At 70.8% G+C, this 26,223-nt stretch carries 27 protein-coding genes; 13 read left to right on the top strand and 14 right to left on the bottom strand.

Annotated elements, in window-relative coordinates; translation table 11 throughout:
• Positions 1–204: 204 nt before the first annotated feature.
• Complete coding sequence (locus tag ACFXBC_RS23490; RefSeq protein WP_385027716.1) at positions 205–795, bottom strand: TetR/AcrR family transcriptional regulator; 591 nt, start codon at positions 793–795, stop codon at positions 205–207.
• 128 nt (positions 796–923) lie between these two features.
• Between ACFXBC_RS23490 and ACFXBC_RS23485 the strand changes: the two genes are divergently transcribed.
• A complete protein-coding gene (locus tag ACFXBC_RS23485; RefSeq protein ID WP_385027713.1) occupies positions 924–1,655 on the top strand; it encodes an SDR family oxidoreductase in 732 nt (243 codons plus the stop codon).
• Between the two features lie 39 nt (positions 1,656–1,694).
• Here ACFXBC_RS23485 and ACFXBC_RS23480 read toward each other — a convergent pair whose 3' ends face one another.
• Positions 1,695–2,351 carry a TetR/AcrR family transcriptional regulator C-terminal domain-containing protein gene (locus tag ACFXBC_RS23480; RefSeq protein WP_385027710.1) on the bottom strand — a complete coding sequence of 219 codons (657 nt, stop codon included), beginning with the start codon at positions 2,349–2,351 and terminating at the stop codon, positions 1,695–1,697.
• Between the two features lie 79 nt (positions 2,352–2,430).
• On the opposite strand from ACFXBC_RS23480, the gene ACFXBC_RS23475 reads away from it, so the two are divergent.
• On the top strand, positions 2,431–3,951 hold the full coding sequence (locus tag ACFXBC_RS23475) for a monooxygenase (protein WP_385027707.1): 1,521 nt from the start codon (positions 2,431–2,433) through the stop codon (positions 3,949–3,951).
• Between the two features lie 24 nt (positions 3,952–3,975).
• Here ACFXBC_RS23475 and ACFXBC_RS23470 read toward each other — a convergent pair whose 3' ends face one another.
• A complete protein-coding gene (locus ACFXBC_RS23470; protein WP_385027704.1) occupies positions 3,976–4,809 on the bottom strand; it encodes a helix-turn-helix transcriptional regulator in 834 nt (277 codons plus the stop codon).
• Positions 4,810–4,974: 165 nt separating this feature from the next.
• Between ACFXBC_RS23470 and ACFXBC_RS23465 the strand changes: the two genes are divergently transcribed.
• Complete coding sequence (locus ACFXBC_RS23465) at positions 4,975–5,727, top strand: SDR family NAD(P)-dependent oxidoreductase (protein WP_385027701.1); 753 nt, start codon at positions 4,975–4,977, stop codon at positions 5,725–5,727.
• Between the two features lie 107 nt (positions 5,728–5,834).
• Here ACFXBC_RS23465 and ACFXBC_RS23460 read toward each other — a convergent pair whose 3' ends face one another.
• Positions 5,835–7,166: a VanZ family protein gene (locus ACFXBC_RS23460; protein ID WP_385027698.1), complete on the bottom strand. Its 1,332-nt coding sequence runs from the start codon at positions 7,164–7,166 to the stop codon at positions 5,835–5,837.
• A 125-nt stretch (positions 7,167–7,291) separates the two neighbouring features.
• The gene (locus ACFXBC_RS23455; RefSeq protein ID WP_385027695.1) at positions 7,292–8,518 is read right to left on the bottom strand and encodes an FAD-dependent monooxygenase; all 1,227 of its coding nucleotides are present in this window, start codon (positions 8,516–8,518) and stop codon (positions 7,292–7,294) included.
• Between the two features lie 109 nt (positions 8,519–8,627).
• Between ACFXBC_RS23455 and ACFXBC_RS23450 the strand changes: the two genes are divergently transcribed.
• Positions 8,628–9,542 carry a LysR family transcriptional regulator gene (locus ACFXBC_RS23450; RefSeq protein WP_385027692.1) on the top strand — a complete coding sequence of 305 codons (915 nt, stop codon included), beginning with the start codon at positions 8,628–8,630 and terminating at the stop codon, positions 9,540–9,542.
• Positions 9,543–9,644: 102 nt separating this feature from the next.
• Here the strand turns inward: ACFXBC_RS23450 and ACFXBC_RS23445 are convergent, their stop codons facing one another.
• Genes ACFXBC_RS23445 through ACFXBC_RS23435 form a run of 3 tightly spaced genes read right to left on the bottom strand, consistent with a single transcriptional unit; the run spans position 9,645 to position 11,485 of the window.
• Positions 9,645–10,331, bottom strand: a complete 687-nt coding sequence (locus ACFXBC_RS23445; RefSeq protein ID WP_385027689.1) for a 1,4-alpha-glucan branching protein — start codon at positions 10,329–10,331, stop codon at positions 9,645–9,647.
• 60 nt (positions 10,332–10,391) lie between these two features.
• Positions 10,392–10,703 carry a DUF397 domain-containing protein gene (locus ACFXBC_RS23440; RefSeq protein ID WP_385027686.1) on the bottom strand — a complete coding sequence of 104 codons (312 nt, stop codon included), beginning with the start codon at positions 10,701–10,703 and terminating at the stop codon, positions 10,392–10,394.
• Entirely contained in the window at positions 10,700–11,485 is a 786-nt protein-coding gene (locus ACFXBC_RS23435) for a helix-turn-helix domain-containing protein (RefSeq protein WP_385027683.1), read from the bottom strand. Before ACFXBC_RS23435 ends, ACFXBC_RS23440 begins: the two co-directional genes overlap by 4 nt.
• 151 nt (positions 11,486–11,636) lie before the next feature.
• Here ACFXBC_RS23435 and ACFXBC_RS23430 point away from each other — a divergent pair, with 151 nt between their 5' ends.
• The gene (locus ACFXBC_RS23430; RefSeq protein ID WP_385027680.1) at positions 11,637–12,029 is read left to right on the top strand and encodes an ATP-binding protein; all 393 of its coding nucleotides are present in this window, start codon (positions 11,637–11,639) and stop codon (positions 12,027–12,029) included.
• A 16-nt stretch (positions 12,030–12,045) separates the two neighbouring features.
• On the opposite strand, the gene ACFXBC_RS23425 is transcribed toward ACFXBC_RS23430, so the two are convergent.
• Complete coding sequence (locus ACFXBC_RS23425; RefSeq protein ID WP_385027677.1) at positions 12,046–12,612, bottom strand: carboxymuconolactone decarboxylase family protein; 567 nt, start codon at positions 12,610–12,612, stop codon at positions 12,046–12,048.
• 85 nt (positions 12,613–12,697) lie between these two features.
• Here ACFXBC_RS23425 and ACFXBC_RS23420 point away from each other — a divergent pair, with 85 nt between their 5' ends.
• A complete protein-coding gene (locus ACFXBC_RS23420; RefSeq protein ID WP_385027674.1) occupies positions 12,698–13,201 on the top strand; it encodes a MarR family winged helix-turn-helix transcriptional regulator in 504 nt (167 codons plus the stop codon).
• 101 nt (positions 13,202–13,302) lie between these two features.
• The gene (locus tag ACFXBC_RS23415) at positions 13,303–13,821 is read left to right on the top strand and encodes a 2'-5' RNA ligase family protein (protein ID WP_385027671.1); all 519 of its coding nucleotides are present in this window, start codon (positions 13,303–13,305) and stop codon (positions 13,819–13,821) included.
• Between the two features lie 88 nt (positions 13,822–13,909).
• Here the strand turns inward: ACFXBC_RS23415 and ACFXBC_RS23410 are convergent, their stop codons facing one another.
• Entirely contained in the window at positions 13,910–14,440 is a 531-nt protein-coding gene (locus ACFXBC_RS23410) for a DUF4232 domain-containing protein (RefSeq protein ID WP_385027668.1), read from the bottom strand.
• Between the two features lie 406 nt (positions 14,441–14,846).
• Here ACFXBC_RS23410 and ACFXBC_RS23405 point away from each other — a divergent pair, with 406 nt between their 5' ends.
• On the top strand, positions 14,847–16,340 hold the full coding sequence (locus ACFXBC_RS23405; RefSeq protein WP_385027665.1) for a helix-turn-helix domain-containing protein: 1,494 nt from the start codon (positions 14,847–14,849) through the stop codon (positions 16,338–16,340).
• 31 nt (positions 16,341–16,371) lie between these two features.
• Here ACFXBC_RS23405 and ACFXBC_RS23400 read toward each other — a convergent pair whose 3' ends face one another.
• Both ACFXBC_RS23400 and ACFXBC_RS23395 read right to left on the bottom strand, forming a co-directional pair.
• Positions 16,372–17,073, bottom strand: a complete 702-nt coding sequence (locus tag ACFXBC_RS23400; RefSeq protein WP_385027662.1) for a TMEM175 family protein — start codon at positions 17,071–17,073, stop codon at positions 16,372–16,374.
• 163 nt (positions 17,074–17,236) lie between these two features.
• Positions 17,237–17,641, bottom strand: coding sequence for a hypothetical protein (locus tag ACFXBC_RS23395; protein WP_385027659.1), 405 nt, complete (start codon positions 17,639–17,641; stop codon positions 17,237–17,239).
• 119 nt (positions 17,642–17,760) lie between these two features.
• On the opposite strand from ACFXBC_RS23395, the gene ACFXBC_RS23390 reads away from it, so the two are divergent.
• The 3 genes from ACFXBC_RS23390 (at position 17,761) to ACFXBC_RS23380 (ending at position 20,209) form a co-directional block, all read left to right on the top strand.
• The gene (locus tag ACFXBC_RS23390) at positions 17,761–18,795 is read left to right on the top strand and encodes a LuxR C-terminal-related transcriptional regulator (protein WP_385027656.1); all 1,035 of its coding nucleotides are present in this window, start codon (positions 17,761–17,763) and stop codon (positions 18,793–18,795) included.
• A 161-nt stretch (positions 18,796–18,956) separates the two neighbouring features.
• Positions 18,957–19,511, top strand: a complete 555-nt coding sequence (locus ACFXBC_RS23385) for an RNA polymerase sigma factor (protein ID WP_385027653.1) — start codon at positions 18,957–18,959, stop codon at positions 19,509–19,511.
• Entirely contained in the window at positions 19,508–20,209 is a 702-nt protein-coding gene (locus ACFXBC_RS23380; protein WP_385027650.1) for an alpha/beta hydrolase, read from the top strand. The genes ACFXBC_RS23385 and ACFXBC_RS23380 overlap by 4 nt, the downstream gene beginning before the upstream one ends.
• 124 nt (positions 20,210–20,333) lie before the next feature.
• Here the strand turns inward: ACFXBC_RS23380 and ACFXBC_RS23375 are convergent, their stop codons facing one another.
• Positions 20,334–21,503 (bottom strand): alpha/beta hydrolase family protein, encoded by a 1,170-nt coding sequence (locus ACFXBC_RS23375; RefSeq protein ID WP_385027647.1) that lies wholly within the window; start codon positions 21,501–21,503, stop codon positions 20,334–20,336.
• 122 nt (positions 21,504–21,625) lie between these two features.
• On the opposite strand from ACFXBC_RS23375, the gene ACFXBC_RS23370 reads away from it, so the two are divergent.
• The gene (locus ACFXBC_RS23370) at positions 21,626–22,246 is read left to right on the top strand and encodes a TetR/AcrR family transcriptional regulator (RefSeq protein ID WP_385027644.1); all 621 of its coding nucleotides are present in this window, start codon (positions 21,626–21,628) and stop codon (positions 22,244–22,246) included.
• Between the two features lie 124 nt (positions 22,247–22,370).
• Here ACFXBC_RS23370 and argS read toward each other — a convergent pair whose 3' ends face one another.
• On the bottom strand, positions 22,371–24,155 hold the full coding sequence (argS, locus tag ACFXBC_RS23365; protein WP_385027641.1) for an arginine--tRNA ligase: 1,785 nt from the start codon (positions 24,153–24,155) through the stop codon (positions 22,371–22,373).
• 148 nt (positions 24,156–24,303) lie between these two features.
• Here argS and lysS point away from each other — a divergent pair, with 148 nt between their 5' ends.
• Entirely contained in the window at positions 24,304–26,091 is a 1,788-nt protein-coding gene (gene lysS / locus ACFXBC_RS23360; protein ID WP_385027638.1) for a lysine--tRNA ligase, read from the top strand.
• The last annotated feature ends 132 nt before the right edge of the window (positions 26,092–26,223 follow it).

The following is a 26,223-nucleotide window of genomic DNA, read 5'->3' as shown; positions in this document are numbered from 1 at the left end:
CGGAAGAGCCTACAACATGGTGATTCGCCGTCAGGGAGTGCGCGTCGCGCGCAGCCCGCTGACCACCACGTTGCGGCCGAACTCGAAGGAGTCGGCGAGGCCGACTCCGGTCGGGCGGGGCAGGACGCGCTCCGTGGGCTCCGGTCGAGCGGTACGGGAGCAGACCGCTGAACAGCGGCTTCGGTGATGTCCGTGCATCCGCCGTCAGTTCTCGGTGAGCCGCGACGGCGCAGATCGCAGTCCGTCCAGAGTGAGATCGAGGAGGCGTTCGGCCTGCTCCCGCTGCTCGGGCTTGGCCGAGGTGAGGGCGATACCGGCGAGGGCGGCGAACATGTCGGTCGGGCTGATGTCGGACCGGATCGTTCCGGCAGTGGTATTGGCGTCCATGAGGGAGGAGAGGGCGGCCTGGATCATCTCGTGGCTGTCGGCGTAGGGATTGGTTCCCGAGTTCACGACGGCTCGCAGGGCGTCGGCCATGCCGAGTTTGGCGGTGGCGTAGTCGATGAAGCGACGAGTCCAGGCTCGCAGGGCCTCAAGGGGCGACATCGCCGCCAGGAGGCCGGGGACGGCCTCGCACAGCCGGGCCACTTCGTTGCGGTAGGCCGCCTCGATCAGAGCTTCCCTGGTCGGGAAGTTGCGGTAGAGAGTGCCGGTTCCCACGCCCGCTTCTCTGGCGATGCGCTCGAAGTGCGCATCCAGTCCCTCCTCGGTGAACACGCGCACCGCGGCGGCCAGGATCTTCTCCCTGTTCCGCTGTGCGTCAGCCCTCAGCGGGCGTCCTGCGTCCCGGGCCATCAATGACTCTCCCTGTCTCCGTTTGCTAAGTGGAGGAGCCGCCACTTAGTGTGGATGAAGTGGCGGTGCCTCCACTTTCACTGTAGGGCACGGCCGCTCTCACTCGTCTATGGGAAGGGCTGTCCATCATGTCGGGAATCGACGGTAAAGTCGTAGCGATCACGGGCGCCAGCAGCGGAATCGGTGAGGCGACCGCGCTCCTGCTCGCCGAGCGCGGTGCGAAGCTCGTCCTCGGGGCGCGCCGTCCGGAGCGTTTGGAGGCCCTGGTCGCCCGCATCGAAAAGGCCGGCGGTGAAGCCGCCTGGGTCCGCACGGACGTGACGCGACACGAGGACCTTTCCGGCCTCGTCAAGCTGGCATGCGATCGATACGGCAAGCTCGACGTCCTCGTCAGCAATGCCGGGGTCGGTCTGATCTCCCGTCTGGATGACCTGCGCGTCGAGGACTGGGAGGAGATGATCGACGTGAACCTCAAAGGGGTCCTGTACGGGATCGCCGCGGCTCTTCCCGTCTTCCGGGAGCAGGGCTTCGGGCACTTCGTCAACACCGTTTCCACCGCCGGACTGCGTATCGTGCCGCTCCAGGCGGTGTACGCCGGCACGAAGAACGCCGTGCGCACCATCTCCGAGGGCCTGCGTCAGGAGGCCGGTGACAGTCTGCGGGTGACCGTCGTCTCGCCCGGCGTCGTCCGTACGGACTTCGCGGAGCGCATGGATCCGGCCGTGAAGGACCAGATCGACAGGATGATGGAGATCGGTCTTTCGCCGGACGCGGTGGCCCGCGCCATCGCCTTCGCCATCGAGCAGCCGGACGGTGTCGATGTGGGTGACATCGTCGTCCGCCCCACCGCCCAGGGGTAGGTCTGCGCGGTCACGCCGCACCGCCCGCATCACGGATGCTCATTCGCGCGTCGCGCGCAGCCCGCTGACCACCACGTTGAGGCCGAACTCGAAGTAGTCAGCGAGGTCGGCTCCGGTCAGCTCGGGCAGCACGGCTTTGAGGTGCGGAAAGCCGCCCTGGAGCACCGCGTCCCGTACCAGCGCGGCACCGGCGGGGCGGCCGGCGCCGTCCGGCTGGGCCGCCTGTTCCTCCAGTGTGTTGCCCAGGACGAAGTTGGTGACGGTGAACAGGGCGCGGGCGGCGTCGGCGTCGTCGAAGCCCGCCGTGCGCAGGGCGGACACGGTGGCCTCCGCCAGGGCCAGGGTGTGGGGGCCGCTTGAGTGCGTTCCGCCGTAGACCCGGGCGCCGTCGCGGCGTGCCAGCAGAGCCTGGCGCATCGACCGGGCCAGATGCAGCAGTTGGGCGCTCCACACCTCGTCCGGGCCGGGTGCGGTGACGGTGCCGAGGATCTGGTCGGCCATGGCGGTGAGCAGATCCTGCTTGGTGGCGAAGTGGCGGTAGAGCGCGCCCGCCTGTACGCCGAGCCGGTCCGCCAGGCGCCGCATCGTGAGCGCGTCGATGCCCACCTCGTCCAGGAGTTCCAGAGCGGATTCGACCGTGGCGGCGCGGGTGAGGCGGGCGGGGCGGCCCCGGGGTGCGTTTGACACAGGTGACATGCCGCCCGAGTATAGTGAACGATGTTCACGTGAACATCGTTCACTAATTCAGAGCGTCATGGAAACCGCGGAGTGTGTGATGGAAACGGACGTGATCATCGTCGGAGCCGGGCCGACCGGCCTGATGCTCGCCGGCGAGCTGGCCCTGGCCGGTGTGCGGACCCGCATCGTGGAGCGCCGCAAGGAGGCAAACCGGAACTCCCGGGCGCTGACGCTGCACCCCCGCAGCGTCGAGATCCTGGACCTGCGCGGCCTCGCCCCGCGGTTCCTGGCCGAGAGCCGGACGCTGCCGGGCTGGCACTTCGCCGGCCTGGACACCCCACTCGACTTCAGCGCGCTGGACAGCCGCCACGGCTACACCCTGTTCCTGCCGCAGGCCCGCACCGAGGCCCTGCTGGAAGAGCGGGCCCGCCGGCTCGGGGTGGTCATCGACCGCGACTGCGAGGTCGCGGACCTGACCCAGGATGCCGACGGGGTGTCGCTGGAGCTCCGCGACGGCAACGGGCGGCGGACCGCCGTACGGGCACGGTTCGCCGTGGGCTGCGACGGCGCCCGCAGTGTGGTGCGCCGGGCCGCCGGAATCGGCTTCCCCGGCACCGACGAGACCCTCACCGGCGTCCTCGGCGACTTCGCCACCGTCACCGCCGATCCCGCCGCGCTCCGGGCCGCACGGGCCGCCGGCGTCATGGTCGTCCCGCTGGAGGGCGGGCTGACCCGGCTCGTGTACATCGACCCCGAGCGCCTGCGCACCCCGTCCCGCGAGGAGGTCACGCTGGAGGAGTTCAAGGCTTCACTGCGGCGGCTGTGCGGTGACGAGCTCGCCATCGCCGAGCCCCGCTGGCTCTCCCGCTTCGGCAACGCCACGCGCCTGGCCGAGCGTTACCGCAACGGGCGGCTGCTGATCGCCGGGGACGCCGCGCACATCCACTTCCCCGCGGCGGGCCAGGGCCTGAACACCGGCCTGCAGGACGCGATGAACCTGGGCTGGAAGCTCGCCGCCGACATACGCGGCACGGCCCCGGCCTCCCTGCTGGACAGCTACGACGCCGAACGCCGCCCGGTGGGTATGGCGGTGACGCAGAACACCGAGGTGCAGACCCTGCTGGCCGAACTCGCCCTCGTGCCGCAGTACCGGCGGCCCGCCACCGCCCTGCGCTCCCTGGTCGACGAACTGCTCGGCCTGGAACAGGTCAACCGGCTTCTGGCCGGACGCGTCTCGGCGCTCAGCACCGCCTACCCCGCCCCGGAAGGCAGCGACCCCCTGACCGGACAGCGCATGCCCGACCTCGGCCTGAGCCGGAACGGCGAGGCGACCCGCGTCTTCGACCACCTCACCGACGGCCGGTTCCTCCTGCTCGACCTCACCGGGGACGACGCCACACCGTGGCCGCCCTCCGCCGCGCGCGACGGGTTCGCCACGCTCAGCGCCACCGCGCCGGACCTGCCCGACGCCTTCGCCGGAGTGCGGCAGGTCCTGATCCGCCCCGACGGCCACATCGCCTTCGCCACCCGCGCCTCCGACGCCGACGCCCGCCGCAGCGCGTGCGCCACCGCGCTCGACACCTGGACCGGCGCCCGCGGTTCGTCGACCGTGGTCTAGGCGGTCACAGGTGCGTCGCCCGGCCTAAGGGCTGTCCCGTAGCAGGCGGTCGATGTTCTCGCGGCTGCGCCGGTCGGTGGGGGTCTGGACGACGAGGCGGACGCCGGGGTGGTCGGTCAGTTCCATGCCGGTGGCACGCAGGCTCACTTCGCCGATCCCTGTGATGTCGTAGCGCTTGTCGCACAGGTGCGGTGGAGCGACGTCGTGAGTGGCCCAGAGCCGGGAGAACAGCGGGCTGGCGGTGCACAGACGGGCGACGAAGTCCTGCCATTGCGGGTCGCCCGCGTTCTGGCTGTAGCGATAGCGGAACCCTGCCACGGCCTCGGGCGCCTGCTCGTCGCGGTTGACGATGCGGTGCTGCCCCTCCGGTTCCGCGAAGAGGTGCCAGAGGGTGTTGCGCCTGCCCGGCGGAGCACTGACCAGAGCGGGGTGCAGGGCCGCGTAAGCGCGGTTCCAGCGCAGCACGTCGGTGCGGGCGTCGACCAGCATGGCGGGCAACGGGTCCAGGGCTCCCAGGACGGTGTCGAGGTGGCCGGGGAGCGCGGACGGCGGACCGCGGGTGACCGGAGGCTGGGGGACCTCGGCCAGACGGTAGAGGTGGTCGCGCTCGGCGGCATCCAGAAACAGCGTGCGGGCCACCGCGTCGAGCACCTGGGAGCTGACGTTGATCGGCCGCCCCTGCTCCAGCCACGTGTACCAGGTGATGCCGACACCGGCCAGCTGGGCGACCTCCTCGCGGCGCAGTCCGGGGGTGCGCCGCCGAACTCCCGGGAGGATGCCGACGTCCTCGGGCGAGACCCGCGCGCGTCGTGAGCGCAGGAACTCCCGCAGTTCGGTCCGGTTCGTGGTCGTCGGCACAGGTCCCCACTGTGCCAGAGCCGGGAGGCGTCGGCCTGGTGCTGCCAGTACCAGCATCAGCGGGCTTCTGGCACCGGTGTCCGCACAGGCTCAGGCTCGTACCGCCTGTGTTCCCCAGGACGTTCCCTTCGGAACGGCTGCCCAGATGAACGGACGACGAGTTCCATGAGCAACGCGTTTCACAACAAGGTCGCGGTCGTGACGGGCGGGAGTGCCGGTATCGGGCACGTCACCGCACGGAAGATCGCCGAAGGGGGCGGCACCGTCTACATCACGGGACGGGACCAGGACGCCCTGACGGCGGCGGCCGCGGACCTACCAGGTGATGTCGTCGGGGTGCGGGCCGACTCGCGCTCGGCCGACGACCTCGACCGGCTCTTCGCGCAGGTGGAACGGCGCAGCGGCCGGCTGGACGTACTGGTCGTCAACGCGGCGGCGATCGCGACCGCACCGCTGGGGACCATCACCGAGGACGTCATCAGGACGGTCTTGGACGTCAATATCACCGGCACGATCATGACCGTCCAGAAGGCGCTGCCGCTGCTGGTGGACGGTGGCGTCATCGTCCTCACCGGCTCGATGGCCGCGCACAAGGCGTCGCGCGGGCGGAGTCTCTACGCGGCCTCCAAGGCCGGGGTCCGCGCCCTCGCCCGTACCTGGGCCCTGGAGCTGACCCCACGCGGGATCCGGGTGAACGTGGTGAGCCCGGGCCCGACGGACACCCCCGGTATCGCACAGCTGGCCGCCACCGCCGGGGAACGCGAGGCGCTCATCGCCACGATGGGCACCGGGACCCCGATGACCCGAGCCGGCACCGCGGAAGAGGTCGCCGCCGTCATCGCCTTCGTCGCCTCGGACGCGGCCTCCCACGTCAACGGCGCCGACTACCAGGTCGACGGCGGCTACGGCCAGGTCTGACACCCTCACGGGGCCGTCACGGACTACCTGGACACGGCCGAATGCCCTCGCTCACGGCCCGTTCCGGTCCCCGGCGGCCGAAGGCCGCCCGGGGCCCGACCTCGTCGTCAACCCTGCCGTCGTGCGAGCGCACGGACGTCAACGGCGTCCGGCCGGCCGGTGGTGTCGTCCGGTTCAGTGACCTGCGGGCGGGCCGGGTGTTCCGTGCTGGTGCTGGTGCTGGTGCTGGTGCTGGTGCTGGTGCTGGAGCTGGAGCTGGAGCGGGCGCGCGGCGATGCCACGGTCCGCACCCCGGAGGCCAGTTCGTGGAACCAGAGCTGAGGCGCCCGGCGCCGGGCCAGGAACACGTACGCACCGACCCAGCCGCAGACAGAGGTCGCCAGCAGGATCTGCGGGAAGTGGCCGATCAGCAGCCAGTAGACATCATGCACGCCCGCGTCCGTGACCTGGCGGAGCAGCCCCATGGGCCGCTCCAGCAGGACCAGCGACGCCGCCACGAAGGTCGCCACCAGCGGGAGTGCCACCACGCCCAGCAGCGCCGCGCGTACAACGAGCCGCCACAGCGCGGGCTTCCCGGCTTCTCCGACCGGTACGAGCCGGAGCCGGAGCAGCCGCTTGCCCGGGGTCACCCCGGTCAGCCAGGGCAGCACGACGAAGTAGACGGGAAGGGTTACGGCCGTCACCGGCGTCAGGACCGCAGAGCCCTGCTGCCCGGCGTACATCAGGGCCAGGACCGCGGCGGCGATCACGGCCGCGGCTCCGACCAGGTCGGTCAGCAGCGCCACCAGCCGCTGACCGACGGGGACGCGCCGCCGCCCACCCACCCTCTTCTCCAGCGTGTCCAGTGTCGGCAGCACCCGGGCGAGCGGTCCGGCCACGCACCAGCCGACCAGTGCTCCCGCGGTGTTGATCAGCAGGTCGTCCACGTCGAACAGCCGGTAGGGGCACGGGTAGATACCCCACAGCCCGGTGCCCTGCGTGACTTCGAAGAACAGCGAGACACCGAAGCCCGCGACCGCCGCCGCCGCGATGCCGCGCCGCAGGTGACAGCGGACGAAGGCACCCAGCGGCACCAGCATGACCAGGTTCAGCAGCGCACCGGCCACCGCTGGGTTGTGGAACACCAGCGCGCCGAGCGAGACCTTATGGTGCGCCTCCTTCCAGATGTCACCGAAGGTGTTGCCCGGCATCCACTGCGGATGGGCGACCGCGGCGAACCTCCGGCACATGCCCCGCGTCTCCCTGGGCAGCGGCACGACCGTCATGCACAGGGCCGAGATCGCGTAGTACAGGAAGCCGAGGAGCGACATCACGCGCCAGTGCGACATGTTGCCGTGCCGCCGGTACAGGACGACCGCCGTCGGCAGGAACAACACCAGGGCCAGGAGCGGGAAGAGCGCCGCGGCCGTCTTCACCGGCAAGAGGTACACAGAAACCATGTGGGGACTATACGAGTATCTATACACTGTGTGTATAGCGGGATGGTCCATGAGTCCACCAGGAGGGCTTTGTCAGGCGGTGCACCGTTGCGGTACCAGGTCCTTGGCCTCGTCCGGGGCCCGCCTCACGCGACCGGCAGCGAGGCCCCGGGGTCTTCCTCGGGGAAGGTGATGCCTGCCCCGATGTGCTCCTTGGATCCGGCGGCCAGGCGCCTCATGGCTCCGCGGAGCAGGGGCAGGTTGGAGAGGCGCATCTGCTGCATCTGCAGCCAGAAACGGGGGCGGCTGATGAAGAGGTTGCCGCCGCGGCGGGCCCGTTCCTGGCAGTCGTCGACGAAGGGCCGCATCCGGCGGTCGTAGCGGGCGAAGGCGAGTTGGTGCTGCCCGCCGGCGGCGGCGAGCTCGCCGGCGAGGACGTAGGCACCGACCATGGCCAGGGTGGTGCCCAGCCCGGAGGCGGGTGAGGCGCAGTAGCCGGCGTCGCCGACGAGCGCGACCCGTCCGAGGTGCCAGGAGTCCATGTGGACCTGGCGCAGGTCGTCGAAGTAGAAGTCTTCGTTGGCCGTGATCTCGTCAAGCAGTCGGCGGGTGTGCCAGCCGTCCTTCTCGAAGTGGGAGCGCAGCCGCCCCCGCAGGCCCTCGTCGTCGTACTGCTCGATGTCGAGGTCGGGGTCGGCCTTGGTGAACATCGCGCGGGTCGATCGGGCGCCGGCGAAGTAGCAGACCCGCCGATCCGGGCCTGCGGCGTGGAAGGTCTCCCAGCGGTCGTAGTCCAGGTAGTTGGGGATCTCACCGATGGCGATGTAGCGCCCGAGCCGGTGCATACGCCAGGTGTCGGCGGGAAAAGCCATCGACCGGGTCGCGGAGCGCACCCCGTCGGCGCCCACCACCAGGTCGAACTCCCGTATCAGCCCACTCGTGAACTCCACGGTGACACTCGTGTCGGTCTGCTCGACGGACGTCGGCCGGTCGCCGTAGAGGTACTCGGTGCTCTCACGGGTGCTCTCCAGGAGCAGGTTCGCCAGGTCGGTGCGCATGAGTTCGATGTCACGGCCGCCCACGGTGCCGCCGGTGAGACTGAACGCCTCGGTCCTGGCCAGGGTCCGGCCGCGGCCGTCGACGAAGTCCATCCCCCGGATCCCGGTCCGGGCGGCACGGGCGGCGTCGAGCTGTCCCATCTTCTCAAGCACGTCCACCGCGCGGCCGTGCACGTCGATCGCCTGTCCCCCCGCGCGGAGTTCGCGCGAGCGCTCCACCACGGTCGGGGTGAACCCATGGCGAGCGAGCCAGAACGCCAACGTCGGTCCCGCGATCCCGGCCCCGACGATCAGAACCCGATGGTTGCGCCGCATAACGGTTCCTCCTCGTTCTCGTGTCCCGACTCGTTCTCGTGTCCGACCACTGTCACGCGGAGGAAGAATTCTGTACAACGATCATTGGTGCTGGCTACGATCAATATTCGTGATCGGAGTAGAGCTGAGGCACCTGGAGTACTTCCTCGCCGTGGTGGACGAACGCAGCTTCACGCGGGCGGCGGCCCGGCTGCACGTGGTCCAGTCCGCGGTCTCGGCCGGGATCAAGGCGTTGGAGAGCGGGCTGCGGGCCGAACTCGTCCACCGCACCCCTCGCAACGTGCAGCTGACGGAGGCCGGCCGGGCTCTCTTGCCTCACGCACGCGAGACGCTCGCGGCCGCCCGTTCGGCGATCGACGCCGTGGAAGAGGTCCACGGTGGGATCCGAGGAGAGGTCCGGATCGGCGTCGTGGCCTCGCTGCCCGACATCGGGCTCCCGCTCGCGCTGGGCCGGCTCCGTGCGCGGTACCCCGGGGTGCGGGTCCGGCTGACCCAGCGTCCCGGCGGGTCCTACGGCCTCGCCGACGATCTGTGCGCCGACCGGCTCGACCTCGCCCTGCTCTCCGAACCCGGCCCGGCGGGACGGGATCTGCGGCTGAAGCCTCTCGCGTCGTTCGGGATGCGCCTCGTCATACCGGACGGGCATCCCCTGGCCGCAGAGGAGAGCACGACGCTGGCCGAGTTGGCCGGGGAGACCTTCGTCGACTTTCCCGCCGGCTACGGCAGCCGGTCCGTCGTCGACCGCGCCTTCGCCGCCGCCGGGCAACACCGCGACGTCGGCATCGAGGTCGCCAACGCCGACACGGCCGCGGCCTACGCCCGCCACGGGCTGGGCGTGGCGATCCTGCCCGAGGCATACCTGGGCCCCGGCCCTCATCCGCGCGTCGTCGGGCCCGGCAGCGACCGGCTGACCTGGTCGCTGTCCCTCGCCGTCCCCGCCAACCGGCACTCCAGCACAGCGGCCAGGCATCTGGCGACGACCCTCGAACACCTCGCACGGGCCGGCACCGTGCCGGACGGCTGACCAGATGCTCGACGCTTGTCGGATCGCCTGCCGATGACCCCTCCGCCGGCCACGACGATTGTCGCTGACCGGCAGGAAGGGCCGGGCGCCAAGGGGCGCCGCCTATGCGGCCGGGCCCGAGTCGGTCTCGCGGACGACCGCGTACACGGCGCGTGCCTTCGTGCCGTCCGGGAGGGACAGATTTCCCGTGACGCGGCCCAGGTCCTGCGGGGTGGCGGCCTGGCCGGGGCGGACCACCCGGTTGATGTGGAGGGTCAGTCCGGGGCCCGCGGTGTTGGACGTCCGTACGCGTACGTCGGTGCCGTCCTCGCCGTCGGCCACCGCCGCGATCCCGGTGGCCACGGGGTGTTCCGTGCCGGTGAAGTGGCCCTCGACGGTCGGGTCGGGGGTGTTGCTGATGCTCTGCTCCTGCGGCAGCGCCGCCCCGGCCATCGCGGCGACCAGCTGGGCGACGAGCACCGGGTCGTGCGCCCCGTCGTACACCCAGCGCTTGCCGAGCACCCCGTGCTCCGTGGTGCCGACGAGCGCCTCGTCGCCCGCGCCTTCGAGCGGCGCGTCCCGGTAGCTGAGCGGCACCTGGTACGTGACGGGCTCGTCCCCGGACGCGTCGGTGACCAGCATGAACTCGATCCCGACCGCACCGGTCGGGTCGTCGAGCCGGAAGCCGCCCGCCTTGGACAGCTCGGGCGTACGGTCCGCGCCGCCGAGGTACCAGGGCTGCGCGGGCAGCCAGGCGGCGAGCAGTTCCAGCTTGGTGGGGCTCAGTGTGGTGCGGTGGACGACAGCCATGTCTATGGGTCCCTCTCCCGTCGGCGTACTGCTGTCATCCTGCCACTGGGACGGGACGGATCAGGGGGTTCCGGTACTGGTGGCGAACCTGGCGAAGGCGGACCAGGCGGCGGGGGTGAGGGTGAGGGTGGGGCCTTCGGTGTTCTTGGAGTCCCGGATGTGGATGGCGGCGGGGTGCGCAGCGACTTCCAGGCAGTTGCCGCCGTCGCTTCCGCTGTGGCTGGACTTGTGCCAGTTGTATGCGAGCTCGACGCAATCGCCGCCCTGTTCACTGCTGTAGCTGGACTTGCGCCAGGTGTACGCGGCTTCGAGGCAGGCGCCGCCCTCGCTGCCGCTGTAGCTCGACTTGAACCACTCAAGTGCGGTGCTCATTGCTCTCCTAGCCGCCGTTCCAACAGGCCTTTCGAGTCCTCGGTGTTGTAGGCCTGAGTTCGCAGCATCGCATATTTCTGGGAGAGGATGCTGACCTCGTTGGGGTCAGCTACGAGCTGACTCCCGCGTTGGGTTTCGGTGTAGGCGAGATGCTGATGGTCCGGCGTTTCGAGCAGGATGAATGGGCCGTCGAGCGCTGCATGGGTCTGTCGGCCGAACGGCATGACCTGGAGCGTGATACCTGGCAGGTCGGAGCACGAACGAAGGTGCGCCAGCATGGCTCTGTGTACCTCGGGGCCGCCGAGGCAGTCTCTGAGAATGGCCTCCGAGATGATGAAGCTGGTGGTAGGTGGCATTTTTCGGCGTAGAACTTCCTGGCGCTCCAGACGTGCCGCGACCTGACCGTCGATCGCTTCCTCGCTCATGGCGGGGACCTTGCTGCGGAAGACAGCGCGGGCGTAGTCCTCGGTCTGGAGCAGTCCCGGCAGAACTTGGTTCTCGTACCAGGACAGCGCAAGCGCATCCTGCTCCAGGTCGATGTACTGCTCCGCCCACGCCGGGATCAGGTCGATCTCCGGCATGTTCGCCACCGCGACCGCCAGCGCCCCCTTCGTGTCGAGCACGCGGTCGAAGATCTCCGCGTAGTCCGGTTTCAGGGGGCGGCGCCCCTGTTCGATCGAGGCGACGGTTTCGCAGTCCAGGCCCACGCTTGTGGCCAGCGCGTTCTGGGTCAGCCCGGCGGTCAGGCGGAACCGCGCCAGCAGGGCGCCCACCAGTCGCATGGCGGACGCGTTCTTCCTCGGACGTTTTCTGGGGTGCATGATGTCGAACTCCCCGTATCGCTCGGCACGTTATGCGTGCGCGACCCGTACGGGAATTCTGTACGGGTCGACGCACTGCATCAGAGTAGCGACGGACAGTGACAGTGGCCTCATGGATGTCGAGACTCAACACCCCTTGCTCCGGGAGCGGTTCTACCGGCGGGAGCGCAGGTCCGTACGGGCGGCCCGGGAGTTCACCCGTAGCGCCCTCACCGACTGGGAGGCCGCCGGGCGGGCGGACGAGGTGCTGCTCTGTGTGAGCGAACTGGCCACGAACGCGGTGCTCCACGGCGTACCGCCCGGCCGGGGATACCGGTTGCAGCTCCGGTCGTACGGGGACGGGCTGCTGCGGGTCGAAGTGCACGACAGCGGCGACGGTGTCCCGCGTATCGCGGCCGTGGCCGACGAGACCGGGCGGGGGCTGCTGCTGGTGGAGGCACTGGCGGACCGGTGGGGGGTGAGCAGCCGCAGTCCGGGCAAGACCGTGTGGTGCGAGTTCGACTGAACGGCCGCCCCTGACCTCACTGCGGGGCGAACGCCGCGAGCTGGTCGTCGAGCGGGGCGCCGGTCAGCCGGTTGGCGAAGGTCGAGAGGGTGTACGTACCGATGCCGAGGACCACCTCCAGGGCGTTCTGCGGGGTGTATCCGTGTCCCAGGAACGCCTGGAGGCCGGCCTCCCTGACCGCCCCCGCAGTGGCCAGCACCTCCAGCGTGAAGGTGCGCAGCGCCTCCAACTTCGCTTCTGTGAGCGGCTTCTGGGTGCGCAGCGCATCGATGAGGCCGGGGTCCGCACCCAGGGCGGTGAGCTTCGCCGTGTGCATGGCCACGCAGACATGGCACTCGTTGCGGGTGGCGATGGTGAGGATGAGGACCTCGCGGTCCAGTTGACTCAGGGTGGTCGACTCGAAGATTCCGCTGAGCTTCAGGAAGCCGTCGAGGGTCTGCGGCGAGGTCGCCATCCTGGCCACGGGGGAGGGGAGGTAGCCCAGGCGGTCGGCGGTGGCCTGCATGGCGCGGCGCGCGGGGGCGGGGGCGGATTCGACGGTGTGGTCCGGGAAGGCGGCGTGGTCGGGGGCGGTGACTGGCATGGGTGGTCCTTCGCTCGTAAAATCGACAACGTGATTGACGAAAACGTAAACCAGGTTGTCGAAATGCGCAACGGCGGGCCGCACCATGGCTGAGCCCGGAGCCCCGGCCGGAGCAGCTGCCGGGCACGGCTACGAGCTGCCGATGCTGCTCTTCGCCGGATTCCGCGCCGCCATCGACCAGTTGCACGCCCGCCTCGCAGAGGAGGGGCACCCGGATGTGCGCCCCGCGTACGGCTTCGCGCTCCAGGCGATCGGGGTGCGCGGGGCGACGGCGAGCGAGGTGGGGCGGCGGCTCGGGGTCTCGAAACAGGCGGCGGGCAAGACCGTGGAACGCCTGGAGGAGCTGGGGTACGCCGAGCGGGCCGCCGACCCCGCCGACGGGCGGCGCAAGCTGGTGCTGCTCACGGCGCACGGCACGGAGGTGCTGGTGCGGTCGGGTGAGATCTTCGACGAGCTGTACGCACAGTGGGCGCGGGTCCTGGGCGCGGAGCGGCTCGCCGGACTGGAGTCCGACCTGCGGGCCCTGGTGCCGGGGGCGCTGCCTGGCGGCGGCTTCCGGGTGGACGTGGCGGGGTGGTTCGGCGGCTGAGCGGCGGGCGGGTGTGCCGGCCGGCCTGGTCCGCAGCCGGTGCCGCGCCGTGCTCCCCGGCGCTGTGGGAGTGTGGCGTCCTTCCCGAGGACGGAGTGGACATGTACCAGGCGGGCGACACGGCTCTGGTGATCATGGTGCCCGAGGCCGAGCCGGTGGCCGGAGGCTGGCGGGAGCGGTTCGATCCGATGGCGGCGGACGGTGTTCCGGCGCATCTGACCGTGCTCTACCCGTTCCTGCGGGTGGACCGCATCGATGACGGAGTGCTGGGCGCGCTGACCGGACTCATCGGCGGCCACCGCACCTTCGACGTGGTCTTCCGGGAGTGCGGGCGCTTCCCCGGCCTGCTCCATCTGGTCCCCGAGCCGGACGGCCCGGTGCGGGCGCTGACCCGGGCCGTGCACGCACGCTGGCCCGAAGCGCCGCCGTACGGGGGGCGGTTCGGGGAGGACCCGGCGCCGCATGTGACGCTCACCCAGGGGCAGGGGCCCGCCGTGCTCGACAGGGTCGAGGCCGATGTGCGGACGAAGCTGCCGTTCGGCACGTCCGTACGCTCCGTCGGGCTGGTCGCCTACGACGGTACGGCCTGGAGCAGCCGGGCCGAATTCCCGCTGGGGTAGCTCCTGCCCGGTGACGACGGAACGGCCTGGCACCCCGGGGAGGGGTGCCAGGGCGCGTCGGGTGCCAGGGCGGTCGTCGCCTGCCCGGTTACCAGTGGAGTGCGTCGGACTGGGTGGTCTGCCAGTACGTGACGGCGGCGTTGTCGTTGACCCAGGTCTTGGCGGGGACCTTGAAGGAGGCCGAGGGGCCGACCGAACCGGCCATGGCGCGGCCCTCGAAGCTGAGCGACATCTGCTTGGCGTAGTGGCCGCTGTCGCCCGCGCCGTAGGTGCGGACACCCGCGTACGCCGACTGGCCGGGATCGAGCGTGACGACGGCCTGCGGCACGCTGTCCTCGTTGATCTGGACGGTCGACTGCGGGTGGTCGAAGCCGATGAGCGGGGCGCCGTAGGCGTAGCAGGGGGTCTTGCCCTTGTTGGTGGACTTGATCAGCAGATGACCGGCGGGACGGCTGGAGAGCACGGTCTTGGTGTTGGCCGGGGTGCAGGTGACGATCTTCTGCGCCTTGGCCGGGGCGGCGGAAGCGGTGGCGGCCGACAGTCCGGCGATGGCGAGTGCGGCGACCAGGCCGGTGGCGGCTGCGGTGGTGATACGGGTGCGGTTGCGGCGGATGTTCATGGTGGATCTCCCCGTGGATCAGGTGTGGGTCAGGTGGGTACGTCGGTCAGGTGTTGGTCCGGCAGATGTGTGCCTGGCTCTGGTGTGCACGTGGGTCTGTTGTGTGCGTGGGTCTGGTGTGTGCGTGGGTCCGGTGGTTCAGAGGCGACTGATGAGCAGGACGACCGTCGCCGTCGATACGGCCAGGACGGCCAGCGCGATTGCGTCGACCACGCCCAGGCCGCAGCCGTGCCGGAGTCGGTTGAACACGAACTCAGCTTGTGGGGTGGCCGATTACCGCCGCAATCGTTCCCGGACCATTGGGGACGCTGGAACGGCTGCGCGTACTCTGACCTGGGGGGAAGGGTCCCCCCTGGAACGCCTTCCTGGAACGCGTATCGGGTGCCCGGGACATGGAACGAGGGGGATGGTGGCCGTGGGCTCCGAGACCGAGGAATTCGCCGCGCTGCTCAGAGAGCTGAAAAGCCGCTCGGGGCGGAGCTACGGAGCCCTTGCCGGGAAGCTCCACATGAGTACGTCCACCGTGCACCGGTACTGCAACGGCGATGCGGTGCCGACCGATTACGCGCCGGTCGAGCGGTTCGCCCGGCTCTGCGCGGCGACCCCGGACGAGCTGATCGCGCTGCACCGGCGGTGGCTGCTGGCCGACGCGGCCCGGCGGCGGCCCAAGGACGCGGCGGCGGGTGGAACGGCGGCCGGGGCTACCGAGGCCGGGCCCGGCCGGGGGACCGGGGCGGAAGCCGGTGCCGCGCAGGGGGCCGGTGCCGGTGTCGGTACCGGTGCCGAACCTGGTGGTGCAGCCGCAGTTGCGCCCGGAGGGGAGGCCGAAGCCGGAGCCGAGACGGAAGCCGGTGGCGTACCCGTACCCGTATCCGGTGCCGCTCCCGGAGCCGGTCCGGAAACCGGCCCCCAGCCCGAAGCCGCCTCCGCCTCCGTGTCCGGCCACGGGTCCGGGTCCGCCCCCGCCCGCCGCAAGGTCGGGCGGCGGCTCCGGCTGGCCGGGGCCGCCGTGGTGGCCGTCGCGATCGCCGTCCCGGTGGCGGTGGCCGTGGGGAACACGGGAGCCGCATCGCCGGAGCACCACTCGGCCGCAGGCGACACCTCGTCCGTGCACGCCGGCCCGTCGTCGGCCGCCACCGGCACCGCCGGGCCCGAGGAGAAGAAGCGGGGCAAGCCCTCCGCGAGCCCCTCCGTCTCGCCCTCCACCCGGCCGTCTCCCTCCGGCGACGGCAAGACGGGGGACGGCGGCGCACTGGGCGCCGACGGCAGCAGCGTCCCCGCCGTACCCCTGACGGTCAACGTCCGGCCGTACGTCTGGGACGGCCCGTGCAGCCAGTCGTATCTGGTCGACCGGCCCGCCGGGAAAATGCCGCCGCCCCCGGCCGAGCAGGACGCCGCGAGCTGGGCCACCGCGCTGGGCGGAGTCTCCAGCGACCGAGCGCGGATCGAGCTGTCCGTGCAGGGAAAGACGGGGGACGCGGTGGTGCTCCAGGCCCTGCACGTGAGGATCGTGGGCCGGCAGGCGCCGCTCGCCTGGTCCTCGTACGCGATGGGCGACGGCTGCGGCGGCGGGCTCACCCCGGCGGCCTTCGATGTGAACCTGGACACCGGGACGCCGCTGGCGAAGGCGACCGCAGGGGTGCAGGGCGACCGGAAGATCCCGGCGACCGACTTCCCGTACAAGGTGTCCGCCGGCGACCCGCAGGTGCTTGAGGTCAACGCCCACACCGGCGCGCACGACGTCAGCTGGTACCTGGAGCTCCAGTGGAGCAGCGGAAGCCGGCACGGGACCGTCCGTATCGACGACCACGGCAGGCCGTTCCGCGCGAGCAGCACGAAGGGCCGCCCCCACTACGTCCACCCGCTCGGCGGGGACGCCTGGGAACGGCCCTTGCAGTGATCCGCGCGTCGCGCGCCGGGCGTTCCGGCGGTCAGTGAGCGGTGCGCCGTCGCGTGAAGCGCACCCGGCCCGCCACGATCAGCAGCAGAAGGCTGTAGTACTGCAGCACGGGCACGGCGAGCGCGATGGCGAACGCGACGACCACGGCGAGGACGGTGATGAAGCTGTCGGCGTACAGGTCCGCGGTCCTCCGGCGGGTCGCTTCGCTGTCCCCCTCGACCATCCCCGGGTTGTTCTTCAGGATGTTCAGCATGGCCAGCCGGCACACCATGCCGGCCAGGAGCGCCGCGTAGTAGAACGCTCCCACGAACCGGTCGCGGCCACCGAAGGCGCCCATCATCTCCGTCGGGAGGGGTATGACGACGACGGAGAGCAGCCACCCCATGTTCCACACCGTCAGGGTGCGGGAGGCCGTCCTGACCGTCGAGAAGGCCCGGTGGTGCTCCCGCCAGATGTTCGCGATGACCGCGAAGCTGAGCAGGAAGCTCCAGATCTGGGTGAGGTGACCGGTGATCACTTCGCTGGCGGGCTTGTGGGCGGAGGCGACTTCCGGGACGAGGTCCACCAGCGGCAGGATCAGCAGGGTGATGGAGATCGCGGTCACCGCGTCGGTGAAGAGCACCAGACGCTCGCCCGAGACACCCCCCTCGTCCCTGTCGGACGCGGGAAGCGACGGCTCTTCCGGGTCGCTCCCTCCAGTCCCGTTCTCATTGACGACGCCACTGACACCCATGCGCTTGCACCTTTCCCTTGTCATGCCTGCCGCCGCTGCCGGATTCCGCCCGCCGTGGACGTTCCAACGGACCGTGGGGATTCCGCCCTTCGCGACAGCGGCGCTGCACTCTCTCCACACCCAAGTCCTTGACCAGCACTGATGGATAGGTCTGGATCAAGTATCAGACTAGTGGCTCGCGTTCGGGCCACCACCGCTGGACGGCCTCGACGGTTGTCGACGGGCTCACGTTGAAACAGAGCTTCGCGCCGGGTGCCAATTCGTGGGTGGCGTCGACCAGGACCTCAAGGAGCGGGGTCAGCACCGGGTCCAGCCGGATGCCGGCGCCGATCACCACGAGGTCGTACTCCTTGCCGGAGAGTGCGGCGCGGTAGACCGCCTCGGCCGTGCGGCCGTAGTCGAGCAGGCAGAGGTCGACAGTGAAGCCGAGTTCCGTGAGCCGGGCCCGCTCGGCGGCCACGCCGGCCCGGACCGTTTCGGCGTCGAGCTCGGGGAACGCGGCCCGGGACGAGGGCGCGTCGTCCACCAGCGCGGGATCGAGTCCGACGGTGAGCAGGGACGGGGACATGCCGTGATACCTCCTGTGCTTGCGCCTGTGCTTGTGCCTGTGCCTTGCGTTTTCCGCACTGAGACTAGAAGCCGGGGCAGCCCCCGGCCATCCCACACTTCTGGGGTACCGTTCGGCCGGTGAGTTCCCCGGTGGCCCGGCGCGAGACCGTGCGTGACATCGAGGCGATATGCCGTCTCGACCTCGGCTCCCGGGAGCTGCGGCGCCGGATCGCCGAGCGGCTGACGCGGCTCGTACCGGTCGACTCCTACTGTTTCGGCACGATCGACCCCACCACGTTGCTGATCACCGACGACGTGAGCGCCGGCCTCACGCCGGACGCGGCCGGAGCCGCCGCGTACAACGAGTACCTGGTGGACGACGTACTGAAGTTCGCGGCGCTCGCCCGCTCCAAGATGTCCGCGGGCACGCTCGGTGCGGCCACCGGCGATGATCCGGGGTCCAGCCACCGGTACCGGGCCGTGCTCCCGTTGATCGACGCACGGCACGAACTGCGGGCGAGCTTCGTGGTGGACCACCGGTGCTGGGGCGCCATCGCCCTGTTCCGCGGCGGCGGGCGGCCCGACTTCACCCCGGTCGACGTCGACGTCCTGCGGCGGCTGTCCGCCCCGGTGGCCGCGGCCCTGCGCCGGGCCGTCCACCGGGCACCCGCCGACGCCGCTCCCGGCCCGGACGAGGCGGGTGTGCTCCTGCTCGATCAGGAGCTGCGGCTGCTTTCGGAGAATCCGGCCGCGAAACTCTGGCGTGACGAACTGGCCTCGCCCGGGGCTGAGTTGCCCATCGCGGTACTGGAGGTCGCCGCGCGGGGGAGGGGCGCGGCGCTGCCGGCCCACGGTCGGGTCCGCGGCCGGTCGGGCCGGTGGCTCTCGGTCCATGCCTCGCCGCTGAGCGGTGGCCCGTTCCCGGCGCGCCTCGCCGTGACGGTGCACCCGGCGCCGGCCGCCGATGTGGCCGAGGTGCTGCTGCTCGCGTACGGGCTCACGCCGCGCGAGCGGGACGTCCTGGCGCGGGTCGTCGCCGGCCTGCCCTCGCGGGCCATCGCCACGGAACTGCACATCACCGCGGCCACCGTGCAGGACCATCTGAAGAGCGTCTTCGCGAAGACCGGTGTCCGCAGCCGCCCCGAACTCGTGGCGACGGTCCTGGGCCTGTGAGCGAACACAGTCCACGGTTCCGCCTGCCGCGACCCCACTCGTCCGAATCCTCTGATCCTCCGAATCCTCCGATCCTCTGAATCCTTTGCACCGGCCGGGGCTCTTATGAACGCAAGGGAAGGCGGCCGTACGGCCGGGAAGCGGAGAGAGGCGGGAGGACCGTGGCCCAGTTCGCCAGGGATTCATGGCCGGGGGACCAACTGGTCAGAGCGGCACAGCGCGGCGACGAGCCGTCGATCGGGGTGCTGGTCTCCGGTGTGTACCCGCATGTCCGGCGGTTCGCGTTCTCGCTCTGCGCCAGCAGTCAGGACGCTGAGGACGCGGCGCAGGAGGCGATGATCGTCCTGTTCCGCAGGATCGGGACGCTGCGGGCCACCGCCGCGCTCGCCTCATGGATGTTCCGGATCGTGCGCAACGAGTGCTCGCGGCGCGCGCGGAGCCTGGCGCGCCGCCCGGAATCGGCCGTCGACACCGCCGTCGGCGCCGCGGTGTCCTCGGCCGAGGCCGATGTGCTGGGCAGGCTGGAGACCGAGCGGCTGGCCGAAGTCATCGCGGCCCTGCCGGACGACCAGCGCCGCGTCCTCATCATGCGGGACATCCAGGGACTGCCGGGGAGGGCCGTCGCCTCGGCACTCGGGCTGAGTACACCGGCGATGAAGTCCCGGCTGCACCGCGCCCGTCGCGCCGTACGTGAGGGGCTGGGTGAGCCGGAGTGAGTACGAACCCGCCTTCGGCCACGCCCCGGGGCGTGCTCCTCGTGCACGGTGCCTGGCACAGCGGAAGAGCGTGGGAGGGAGTCGCCGCCGGGCTGCGGGCGCGGGGCGTCCCCGTGGCCGTCGCCGAGCTGCACCGGGGATCACTGGCGGGGGACGTCGCCGCCGCCGAAGCCGCACTGGACGGCATCGCCGGGGCCGGGCCGGTCGTCGCCTGCGGTCACTCCTACGGCGGCGCCGTCATCAGCGGTCTGCCACCGCGGAAGGTGGCGCATCTGGTGTACCTGGCCGCGATGATGCCCGACGTCGGCGAGACCAGCTTCGGGCTGCTCGCCCAGGCACCGCCGGGCGATCTGAGCGCATGCATGATCGGTGACATCGCCGGCACCACCACAATCGATCCGGCCAGGGCCGGGGAGCTGTTCCACGGCCGGCTCGGCACGGAGCGGCGGTCCCGTCATGTCAGCGAACTGGTCCCCCAGGTCATGGCGGCCGGCCACCAGGCGGCGGTGACCGCGGTGTGGCGCTCGCGGCCCAGCACCTACGTCCGCTGTACCGACGACCGGGTCATCCACCCGGAGCTGCAACGCCGCTTCACGCGGCGGGCCACCCACACGGTCACCTGGGCCAGCGACCACGGCGCCTTCGCCTCCCACGAGTCGGAAACCGTCGACCTGCTGGCCCTGCTGGCCGGGACATGAGTCACTGCGCCCACCACCGCGCCGCTCACTCCGCACGGCTCACTCCGGGGCGCTTGCCCCGGGCCGAGCCGTACGGAACTCCCTTTCTCCAGAGGCCAGTTCATGCGGCAGGACCGCAGGTCGCTCACCCGGCGAAGACGGTGTCCAGCCAGTCGAACGCGCGCTGGTGCCACAGGGCGACCGCGCCTTCGTGGCAGTGCTCGCCGCCGCCCTCGTCCTCACGGAAGGAGATCAGTTCCTTCGGGCAGGCCAGCGCATCCAGGACGCGCTGCGGCTGGCCGGCGAAGAACTGGTCGTTCTCCGCCTCCAGAACGAGTGTCGGGCAGGTGACCCGCTCAGCGACTCCCTCCAGCGTGTAGGGGCGGAAGGCATCGAGGAGTTCGTCGGCGCCGGACACCCCGAGGGTCCACAGGCCGTTGTGGACCAGCCAGCGCGCCGACACGCTCTGCTCCATCACGGCGGCCAGGCCGCCGGGGACATCCGCCGCGGCCCGGAAGGCCTCCTCGAACGTGGCGTGGACGTCGTAGACCCCGTCGTGCAGGACGCAGGCGGCGATGCGGTGCTCGAAGGCGACTGCCCGTGCGGCGAGATACCCGCCGAGGCTGGTGCCGATGAGCGCGATCCGGTCCGCGTCCACCTCCGGCAGGGTGAGCGCGAAGTCGACGGCGGGGGTGATCACGGCCTCCCAGTCCGGCCGGAAGTGCAGGCCCTGCTCGCGTACGGTGGATCCCTGGCCGGGACCGTCGAAGACGAGGACGTGGTAGCCGCGCCGCAACGCCCCTGCGGCCAGGGCGACATAGCCCTCTTCGAGGGTGGAGTCGTAACCGCCGTGGTACAGCACGGTCGGGCGGGGCTCGCCCGACTCGTCGGCGAGGAACAGGTAGCCAGGCAGGGTGGTCCCCTCGTACGGGATGCGCACGGCGCGGGCCGGGATGTCGAGCAGGGCGGCGGCGTCCGCGAAGGTCTGCTGGGACGCCTTCGCCAGCCGCGCGGACTCGGTGTCGTTCGCCGGGTCCGCCCGCCGGTAGAAGTCGGCGGTCCGGTAGTAGTTCGAGGCCCGCAGCAGCGCCTCCCGCGCACTCACCCGGTGTCCGGCGGCCAGCGCGTCCCGGCCGATGCGCTCGACCCGCGCCGCCGTCGCGGCCCACTGGTGCGACCACGCCTCTTCGTCTCCCTCGGGGATCTGACGGCAGGTCACCAGGACCTCGCCCAGCTCGGCGCCTCCGTAAGTGGCGTAACCGGCGGCCCGCAGCGCCTCGAAGGAGAAGGACTCGTCGTCGTAAAGGAATTTCATTGCCGGTCCTCCATGGGGAACTCTATTCGGAACGGAACGGAACGGTGCCGTTCCGTTTACTGGGCCCACGTTAGCCCATCACCGAACGGAACGCACCCGTTCCACTCCTTTATGCTGGCCGGATGGCGACAGAACGCAGGGCAACCGGCGGCGCTGCGTTGCGGCAGCAAGTGACCGAGGCCATCACCGATGCGACCTTCGACGAGCTCGCCGAGACCGGCTACGAGCGGATGTCCATGGAGGCGATCGCGCGGCGGGCCGGTGTGGGCAAGGCCGCGCTGTACCGGCGCTGGGGGTCCAAGGAGGAGATGCTGACCGAACTCGTCCGGGAGGCGGTGGAGCACGCGCTGCCGCCGACTCCGGCCACCGGAGCCCTCCGTACCGACCTGCGCGAGTTCCTCGGCACCCTCCGGAACCAGCTGGCCGACCCGGTGGTCAGCGGCATCGGCCCCGGACTGCTCGCCGAGAGCCGCCGTGTGAGCACGCTCGCGGATGTGGTGCACACCAGTGTGGCGGCACCGCGCCGCGCCGCGGTGCACACCATGTTGCAGACCGCGATCGGCCGGGGCGAGCTCCCGGCCTCGCTCGACCTGGAACTGGCCGCGGACCTGCTGATCGCGCCGCTGGGCTTCCGCATGCTGATCATGGACGGCGACAGCGGTGACGCGTATCTGGACACCCTCACCCGCGTGATCGAGGCGGGGCTGAAGGAGGCCGTCCGCCCAGGAGCGCCCGGCAACTGATCATGCTGTTGCGGGGGCAGCTCCCGCGAGGGCAGTTGGTGCGGCAGGGGCAGTTGTTGCGGGGGCACGGAGCCCCAGGACCAATGAATCGGACAGGTCCTGGAGCCCCGGAGGGCGCTGCGCCCTACAGCCGCTCGGGCGTCCTGATACCGAGCAGCGCCAGACCCTGGTGCAGGGTGCGGGCGGTCAGCTCGCAGAGGAACAGCCGGTTCTCCACCTGCTCCGGGGCCCCGGCCTTGAGGACCGGGCACTCGGCGTAGAAGGTCGTGTAGTGCGAGGCCAGCTGGTAGAGGTACGCGGCCAGCTTGTGCGGCTCGTACGCGGCGGCCACCTCGGCGAGGACCTCCGCGAACTGGTCCAGGTGCAGCCCCAGCGCACGCTCGGCCGGTGCCAGCTCCAGCTCCGGGTGCGCGACCGGCTCCGCCTCGCCCGACAGCCGCAGGATCGACTGGATACGGGCGTACGCGTACTGGATGTACACGCTGGTGTCGCCGTTCAGGGAGACCATCTGGTCCAGGTCGAACTTGTAGTCGCGCGCCGCCGACGTCGACAGGTCCGCGTACTTCACCGCGCCGATACCGATCTGTGCGCCGTTCTCGACGATCTCGGCCTCGGTCAGCCCGACCTTCTCGTTGTTCTTCTCCCGTACGACGGCCGTCGCCCGCTCGATCGCCTCGTCCAGCAGGTCCACCAGCCGCACCGACTCGCCCGCCCGGGTCTTGAACGGCTTGCCGTCCTTGCCGAGCACCGTGCCGAACGCCAGCTGGACCGGCTTCACCTCGCGGTCGCCCGTCTTCAGCCAGCCCGCCCGGCGGGCCGTCTCGAAGACCATCTTGAAGTGCAGCGACTGCCGCACGTCCACCACGTACAGCAGGGAGGTCGCCTTGAGGCCCTGCACCCGGTCGCGGATCGCCGAGAGGTCGGTGGCCGCGTAGCCGTAGCCGCCGTTCGTCTTCTTCACGATCAGCGGGACCTGGTTGCCGTCCGGGCCCTTCACATCGTCGAAGAAGACACAGAGCGCGCCCTCGGACCTGACCGCGACACCGGACTCCTCCAGGAGCCGGCAGGTCTCCTCCAGCATGTCGTTGTACCCGGACTCACCGACGATGTCGGCGTCCTCGATCTCCATGTCCAGCTTGTTGAAGACCGAGTAGAAGTAGATCTTCGACTCGTCCACGAACCGCTGCCAGTGCGCCAGCGTCTCCGGGTCCCCGGCCTGGAGCGCCACCACCCGGTCCCGGGCGCGCGCCTTGAACTCCTCGTCGGAGTCGAAGACCGCGCGCGACGCCTTGTACAGCCGGTCGAGCGAGGACATGGCGGCCTCGCCGTCCTGCTCGGAGCCCTCGTGGTCCAGCTCGTGCGGGTGCTCCATCAGGTACTGGATGAGCATCCCGTACTGGGTGCCCCAGTCCCCGATGTGGTGGCGGCGGATCACCGTCTCGCCGCCGAACTCCATGATCTTCGCCATCGCGTCGCCGATCACGGCCGACCGCAGATGCCCGACGTGCATCTCCTTCGCCACATTCGGCTGGGCGTAGTCGATGGCCGTGGTGCCCGCCTGCGCCGCGTACGGCACACCGAGCCGGGGGTCGGCGGCGCGCGCCGCGAGGGTCTCGGTGATCGCCCGGTCGGTCAGTGTGATGTTCAGGAAGCCGGGGCCCGAGACCTCGATCTCCTCGATCAGGTCATTGGCGGGCAGCGCCGCCGTGACGGTGCCCGCCAGCTCGCGCGGATTGCCTTTGAGCTTCTTCGCCAGGGCCAGGATCCCGTTGGCCTGGAAGTCGGCCCGGTCGCTTCGGCGCAGCAGCGGGTCCGCGGCACCGGCATCCGGCAGCGCTGCCGTCAGGGCGTCCGAGAGGTGCTGCTGCAGCTTCGAAGCGAGGGAGGGGACCGAGACTGGCTCAGGCATGGGCCGACTGCCGTTTCCATAGAGGTACAGGGATTCACGCCAAGTATCCCATGGCGGTCCCAGGGCGGGGAAAGCCGTTTTCGCTCTCCCGGAGGGACCTGGGAGAATGGCAGCCGCCCTTGTCTGAAGGCGTACGAGAAAGAAGGACGTGCCGATCGTGGCTCAGAGCACCGAGACCGACTGGGTCTCCCGTTTCGCGGACGATGTCATCGCCGAATCGGAGCGCCGTGCCGCGGGCGCGAAACACTCTGGCGCGGACGGACCGGTGGTCGTCGTCGCCTCCGGCCTCTCCCCGTCGGGCCCGATCCACCTGGGCAACCTGCGCGAGGTGATGACCCCGCACCTGGTCGCCGACGAGATCAGGCGCCGCGGGTACACCGTGCGCCACCTCATCTCCTGGGACGACTACGACCGGTACCGCAAGGTGCCGAACGGCGTCCCCGGCATCGACGCGTCCTGGGCCGAGCACATCGGCAAGCCCCTCACATCGGTGCCCGCCCCGGCCGGGTCCGCGTACCCGAACTGGGCCGAGCACTTCAAGGCCGCCATGGTCGAGGCCCTGGCCGAGCTGGGCGTCGAGTACGACCCGATCAGCCAGACCGAGCAGTATCTGGCGGGCACCTACCGCGAGCAGATCCTGCACGCCATGAAGCACCGCGGCGACATCGACGCGATCCTCGACCGCTACCGCACCAAGAAGGACCCGGCCAAGGCCGGCGCGGCAGGCGGCAAGCAGAAGCAGAAGCAGGGCCAGAAGCCGCTCGACGAGGCCGAGATCGAGGCCGCCGAAGGGTCGGGCGCCGCCGACGAGGACGACGGCAGCAGCGGCGCCACCGGCTACTACCCCTACAAGCCCTACTGCGGCGCGTGCGAGAAGGACCTCACCACGGTCACCTCGTACGACGACGACACCACGGAGCTGGCCTACACCTGCACCGCGTGCGGACACTCCGAGACCGTCCGGCTCAGCGAGTTCAACCGCGGAAAGCTGGTCTGGAAGGTCGACTGGCCGATGCGCTGGGCGTACGAGGGCGTCGTCTTCGAGCCCAGCGGCGTCGACCACTCCTCGCCCGGCTCCTCCTTCGTCGTCGGCGGGCAGATCGTCCGCGAGATCTTCGACGGGGTGCAGCCGATCGGCCCGATGTACGCGTTCGTCGGCATCAGCGGTATGGCCAAGATGTCCTCGTCCAAGGGCGGTGTGCCCACCCCGTCCGACGCCCTGAAGATCATGGAGGCGCCGCTGCTGCGCTGGCTGTACGCGCGGCGCAGGCCCAACCAGTCCTTCAAGATCGCCTTCGACCAGGAGATCCAGCGGCTCTACGACGAGTGGGACAAGCTGGAGTCCAAGGTGGCCGACGGCTCGGCGCTCCCCGCCGACGCCGCCGCGCACACCCGCGCCGCCCGCACCGCGGCCGGTGAACTCCCGCGCACCCCCCGCCCGTTGCCGTACCGCACCCTCGCATCGGTCGCGGACATCACGGCCGGGGCCGAGGACCAGACGCTGCGCATCCTCAGCGAACTGGACCCGGAGAACCCGATCGGCTCGCTCGACGAGGTACGCCCCCGGCTCGACCGCGCCGAGAACTGGATCACCACCCAGGTCCCGGCCGAACAGCGCACCCTGGTGCGCGCCGAGCCGGACACCGAGACCCTGGCCGCCCTCGGCGACCAGGACCGCGAGTCGCTGCGGCTGCTCATCGAAGGGCTCGACACACACTGGTCGCTGGACGGCCTGACGACGCTCGTCTACGGCGTGCCGAAGGTCCAGGCCGGGTTCGCACCGGACGCCAAGCCCACCCCGGAGATGAAGGTCGCCCAGCGCACCTTCTTCGCCCTGCTCTACCAGCTGCTGGTCGGCCGCGACACCGGGCCCCGGCTGCCCACGCTGCTGCTCGCCGTCGGCGCCGAGCGGGTGCGCAAGCTGCTCGCGGCCTGAGGGCGATGTGACGAGGGGGCGGGGGGCCCGGGGGGGCGCGCGGCCCGGGCGGCCCCCCCGCCCCCCCGGGGGGGGGGGGTGGTGTGCGGGGCGGCGGACGCCCGCGCCCCCGCGCCGGGGGTGGCGCCAATA

The organism is Streptomyces sp. NPDC059398, from assembly GCF_042751845.1.
Classification (GTDB): domain Bacteria; phylum Actinomycetota; class Actinomycetes; order Streptomycetales; family Streptomycetaceae; genus Streptomyces.
The sequence above is the reverse complement of the archived record's forward strand: the minus strand, read 5'-3'. Positions and strand labels throughout refer to the sequence as shown.

What these genes read in the sequence shown, in the direction of transcription:
- ACFXBC_RS23490 (WP_385027716.1), bottom strand. Translation starts at nt 795, where the DNA reads ATGGCCCGGGACGCAGGACGCCCGCTGAGGGCTGACGCACAGCGGAAC.
- ACFXBC_RS23485 (WP_385027713.1), top strand. Translation starts at nt 924, where the DNA reads ATGTCGGGAATCGACGGTAAAGTCGTAGCGATCACGGGCGCCAGCAGC.
- ACFXBC_RS23480 (WP_385027710.1), bottom strand. Translation starts at nt 2,351, where the DNA reads ATGTCACCTGTGTCAAACGCACCCCGGGGCCGCCCCGCCCGCCTCACC.
- ACFXBC_RS23475 (WP_385027707.1), top strand. Translation starts at nt 2,431, where the DNA reads ATGGAAACGGACGTGATCATCGTCGGAGCCGGGCCGACCGGCCTGATG.
- ACFXBC_RS23465 (WP_385027701.1), top strand. Translation starts at nt 4,975, where the DNA reads ATGAGCAACGCGTTTCACAACAAGGTCGCGGTCGTGACGGGCGGGAGT.
- ACFXBC_RS23460 (WP_385027698.1), bottom strand. Translation starts at nt 7,166, where the DNA reads ATGGTTTCTGTGTACCTCTTGCCGGTGAAGACGGCCGCGGCGCTCTTC.
- ACFXBC_RS23455 (WP_385027695.1), bottom strand. Translation starts at nt 8,518, where the DNA reads ATGCGGCGCAACCATCGGGTTCTGATCGTCGGGGCCGGGATCGCGGGA.
- ACFXBC_RS23445 (WP_385027689.1), bottom strand. Translation starts at nt 10,331, where the DNA reads ATGGCTGTCGTCCACCGCACCACACTGAGCCCCACCAAGCTGGAACTG.
- ACFXBC_RS23440 (WP_385027686.1), bottom strand. Translation starts at nt 10,703, where the DNA reads ATGAGCACCGCACTTGAGTGGTTCAAGTCGAGCTACAGCGGCAGCGAG.
- ACFXBC_RS23435 (WP_385027683.1), bottom strand. Translation starts at nt 11,485, where the DNA reads ATGCGACTGGTGGGCGCCCTGCTGGCGCGGTTCCGCCTGACCGCCGGG.
- ACFXBC_RS23430 (WP_385027680.1), top strand. Translation starts at nt 11,637, where the DNA reads ATGGATGTCGAGACTCAACACCCCTTGCTCCGGGAGCGGTTCTACCGG.
- ACFXBC_RS23425 (WP_385027677.1), bottom strand. Translation starts at nt 12,612, where the DNA reads ATGCCAGTCACCGCCCCCGACCACGCCGCCTTCCCGGACCACACCGTC.
- ACFXBC_RS23420 (WP_385027674.1), top strand. Translation starts at nt 12,698, where the DNA reads ATGGCTGAGCCCGGAGCCCCGGCCGGAGCAGCTGCCGGGCACGGCTAC.
- ACFXBC_RS23415 (WP_385027671.1), top strand. Translation starts at nt 13,303, where the DNA reads ATGTACCAGGCGGGCGACACGGCTCTGGTGATCATGGTGCCCGAGGCC.
- ACFXBC_RS23410 (WP_385027668.1), bottom strand. Translation starts at nt 14,440, where the DNA reads ATGAACATCCGCCGCAACCGCACCCGTATCACCACCGCAGCCGCCACC.
- ACFXBC_RS23405 (WP_385027665.1), top strand. Translation starts at nt 14,847, where the DNA reads ATGGTGGCCGTGGGCTCCGAGACCGAGGAATTCGCCGCGCTGCTCAGA.
- ACFXBC_RS23400 (WP_385027662.1), bottom strand. Translation starts at nt 17,073, where the DNA reads ATGGGTGTCAGTGGCGTCGTCAATGAGAACGGGACTGGAGGGAGCGAC.
- ACFXBC_RS23395 (WP_385027659.1), bottom strand. Translation starts at nt 17,641, where the DNA reads ATGTCCCCGTCCCTGCTCACCGTCGGACTCGATCCCGCGCTGGTGGAC.
- ACFXBC_RS23375 (WP_385027647.1), bottom strand. Translation starts at nt 21,503, where the DNA reads ATGAAATTCCTTTACGACGACGAGTCCTTCTCCTTCGAGGCGCTGCGG.
- ACFXBC_RS23370 (WP_385027644.1), top strand. Translation starts at nt 21,626, where the DNA reads ATGGCGACAGAACGCAGGGCAACCGGCGGCGCTGCGTTGCGGCAGCAA.
- argS (WP_385027641.1), bottom strand. Translation starts at nt 24,155, where the DNA reads ATGCCTGAGCCAGTCTCGGTCCCCTCCCTCGCTTCGAAGCTGCAGCAG.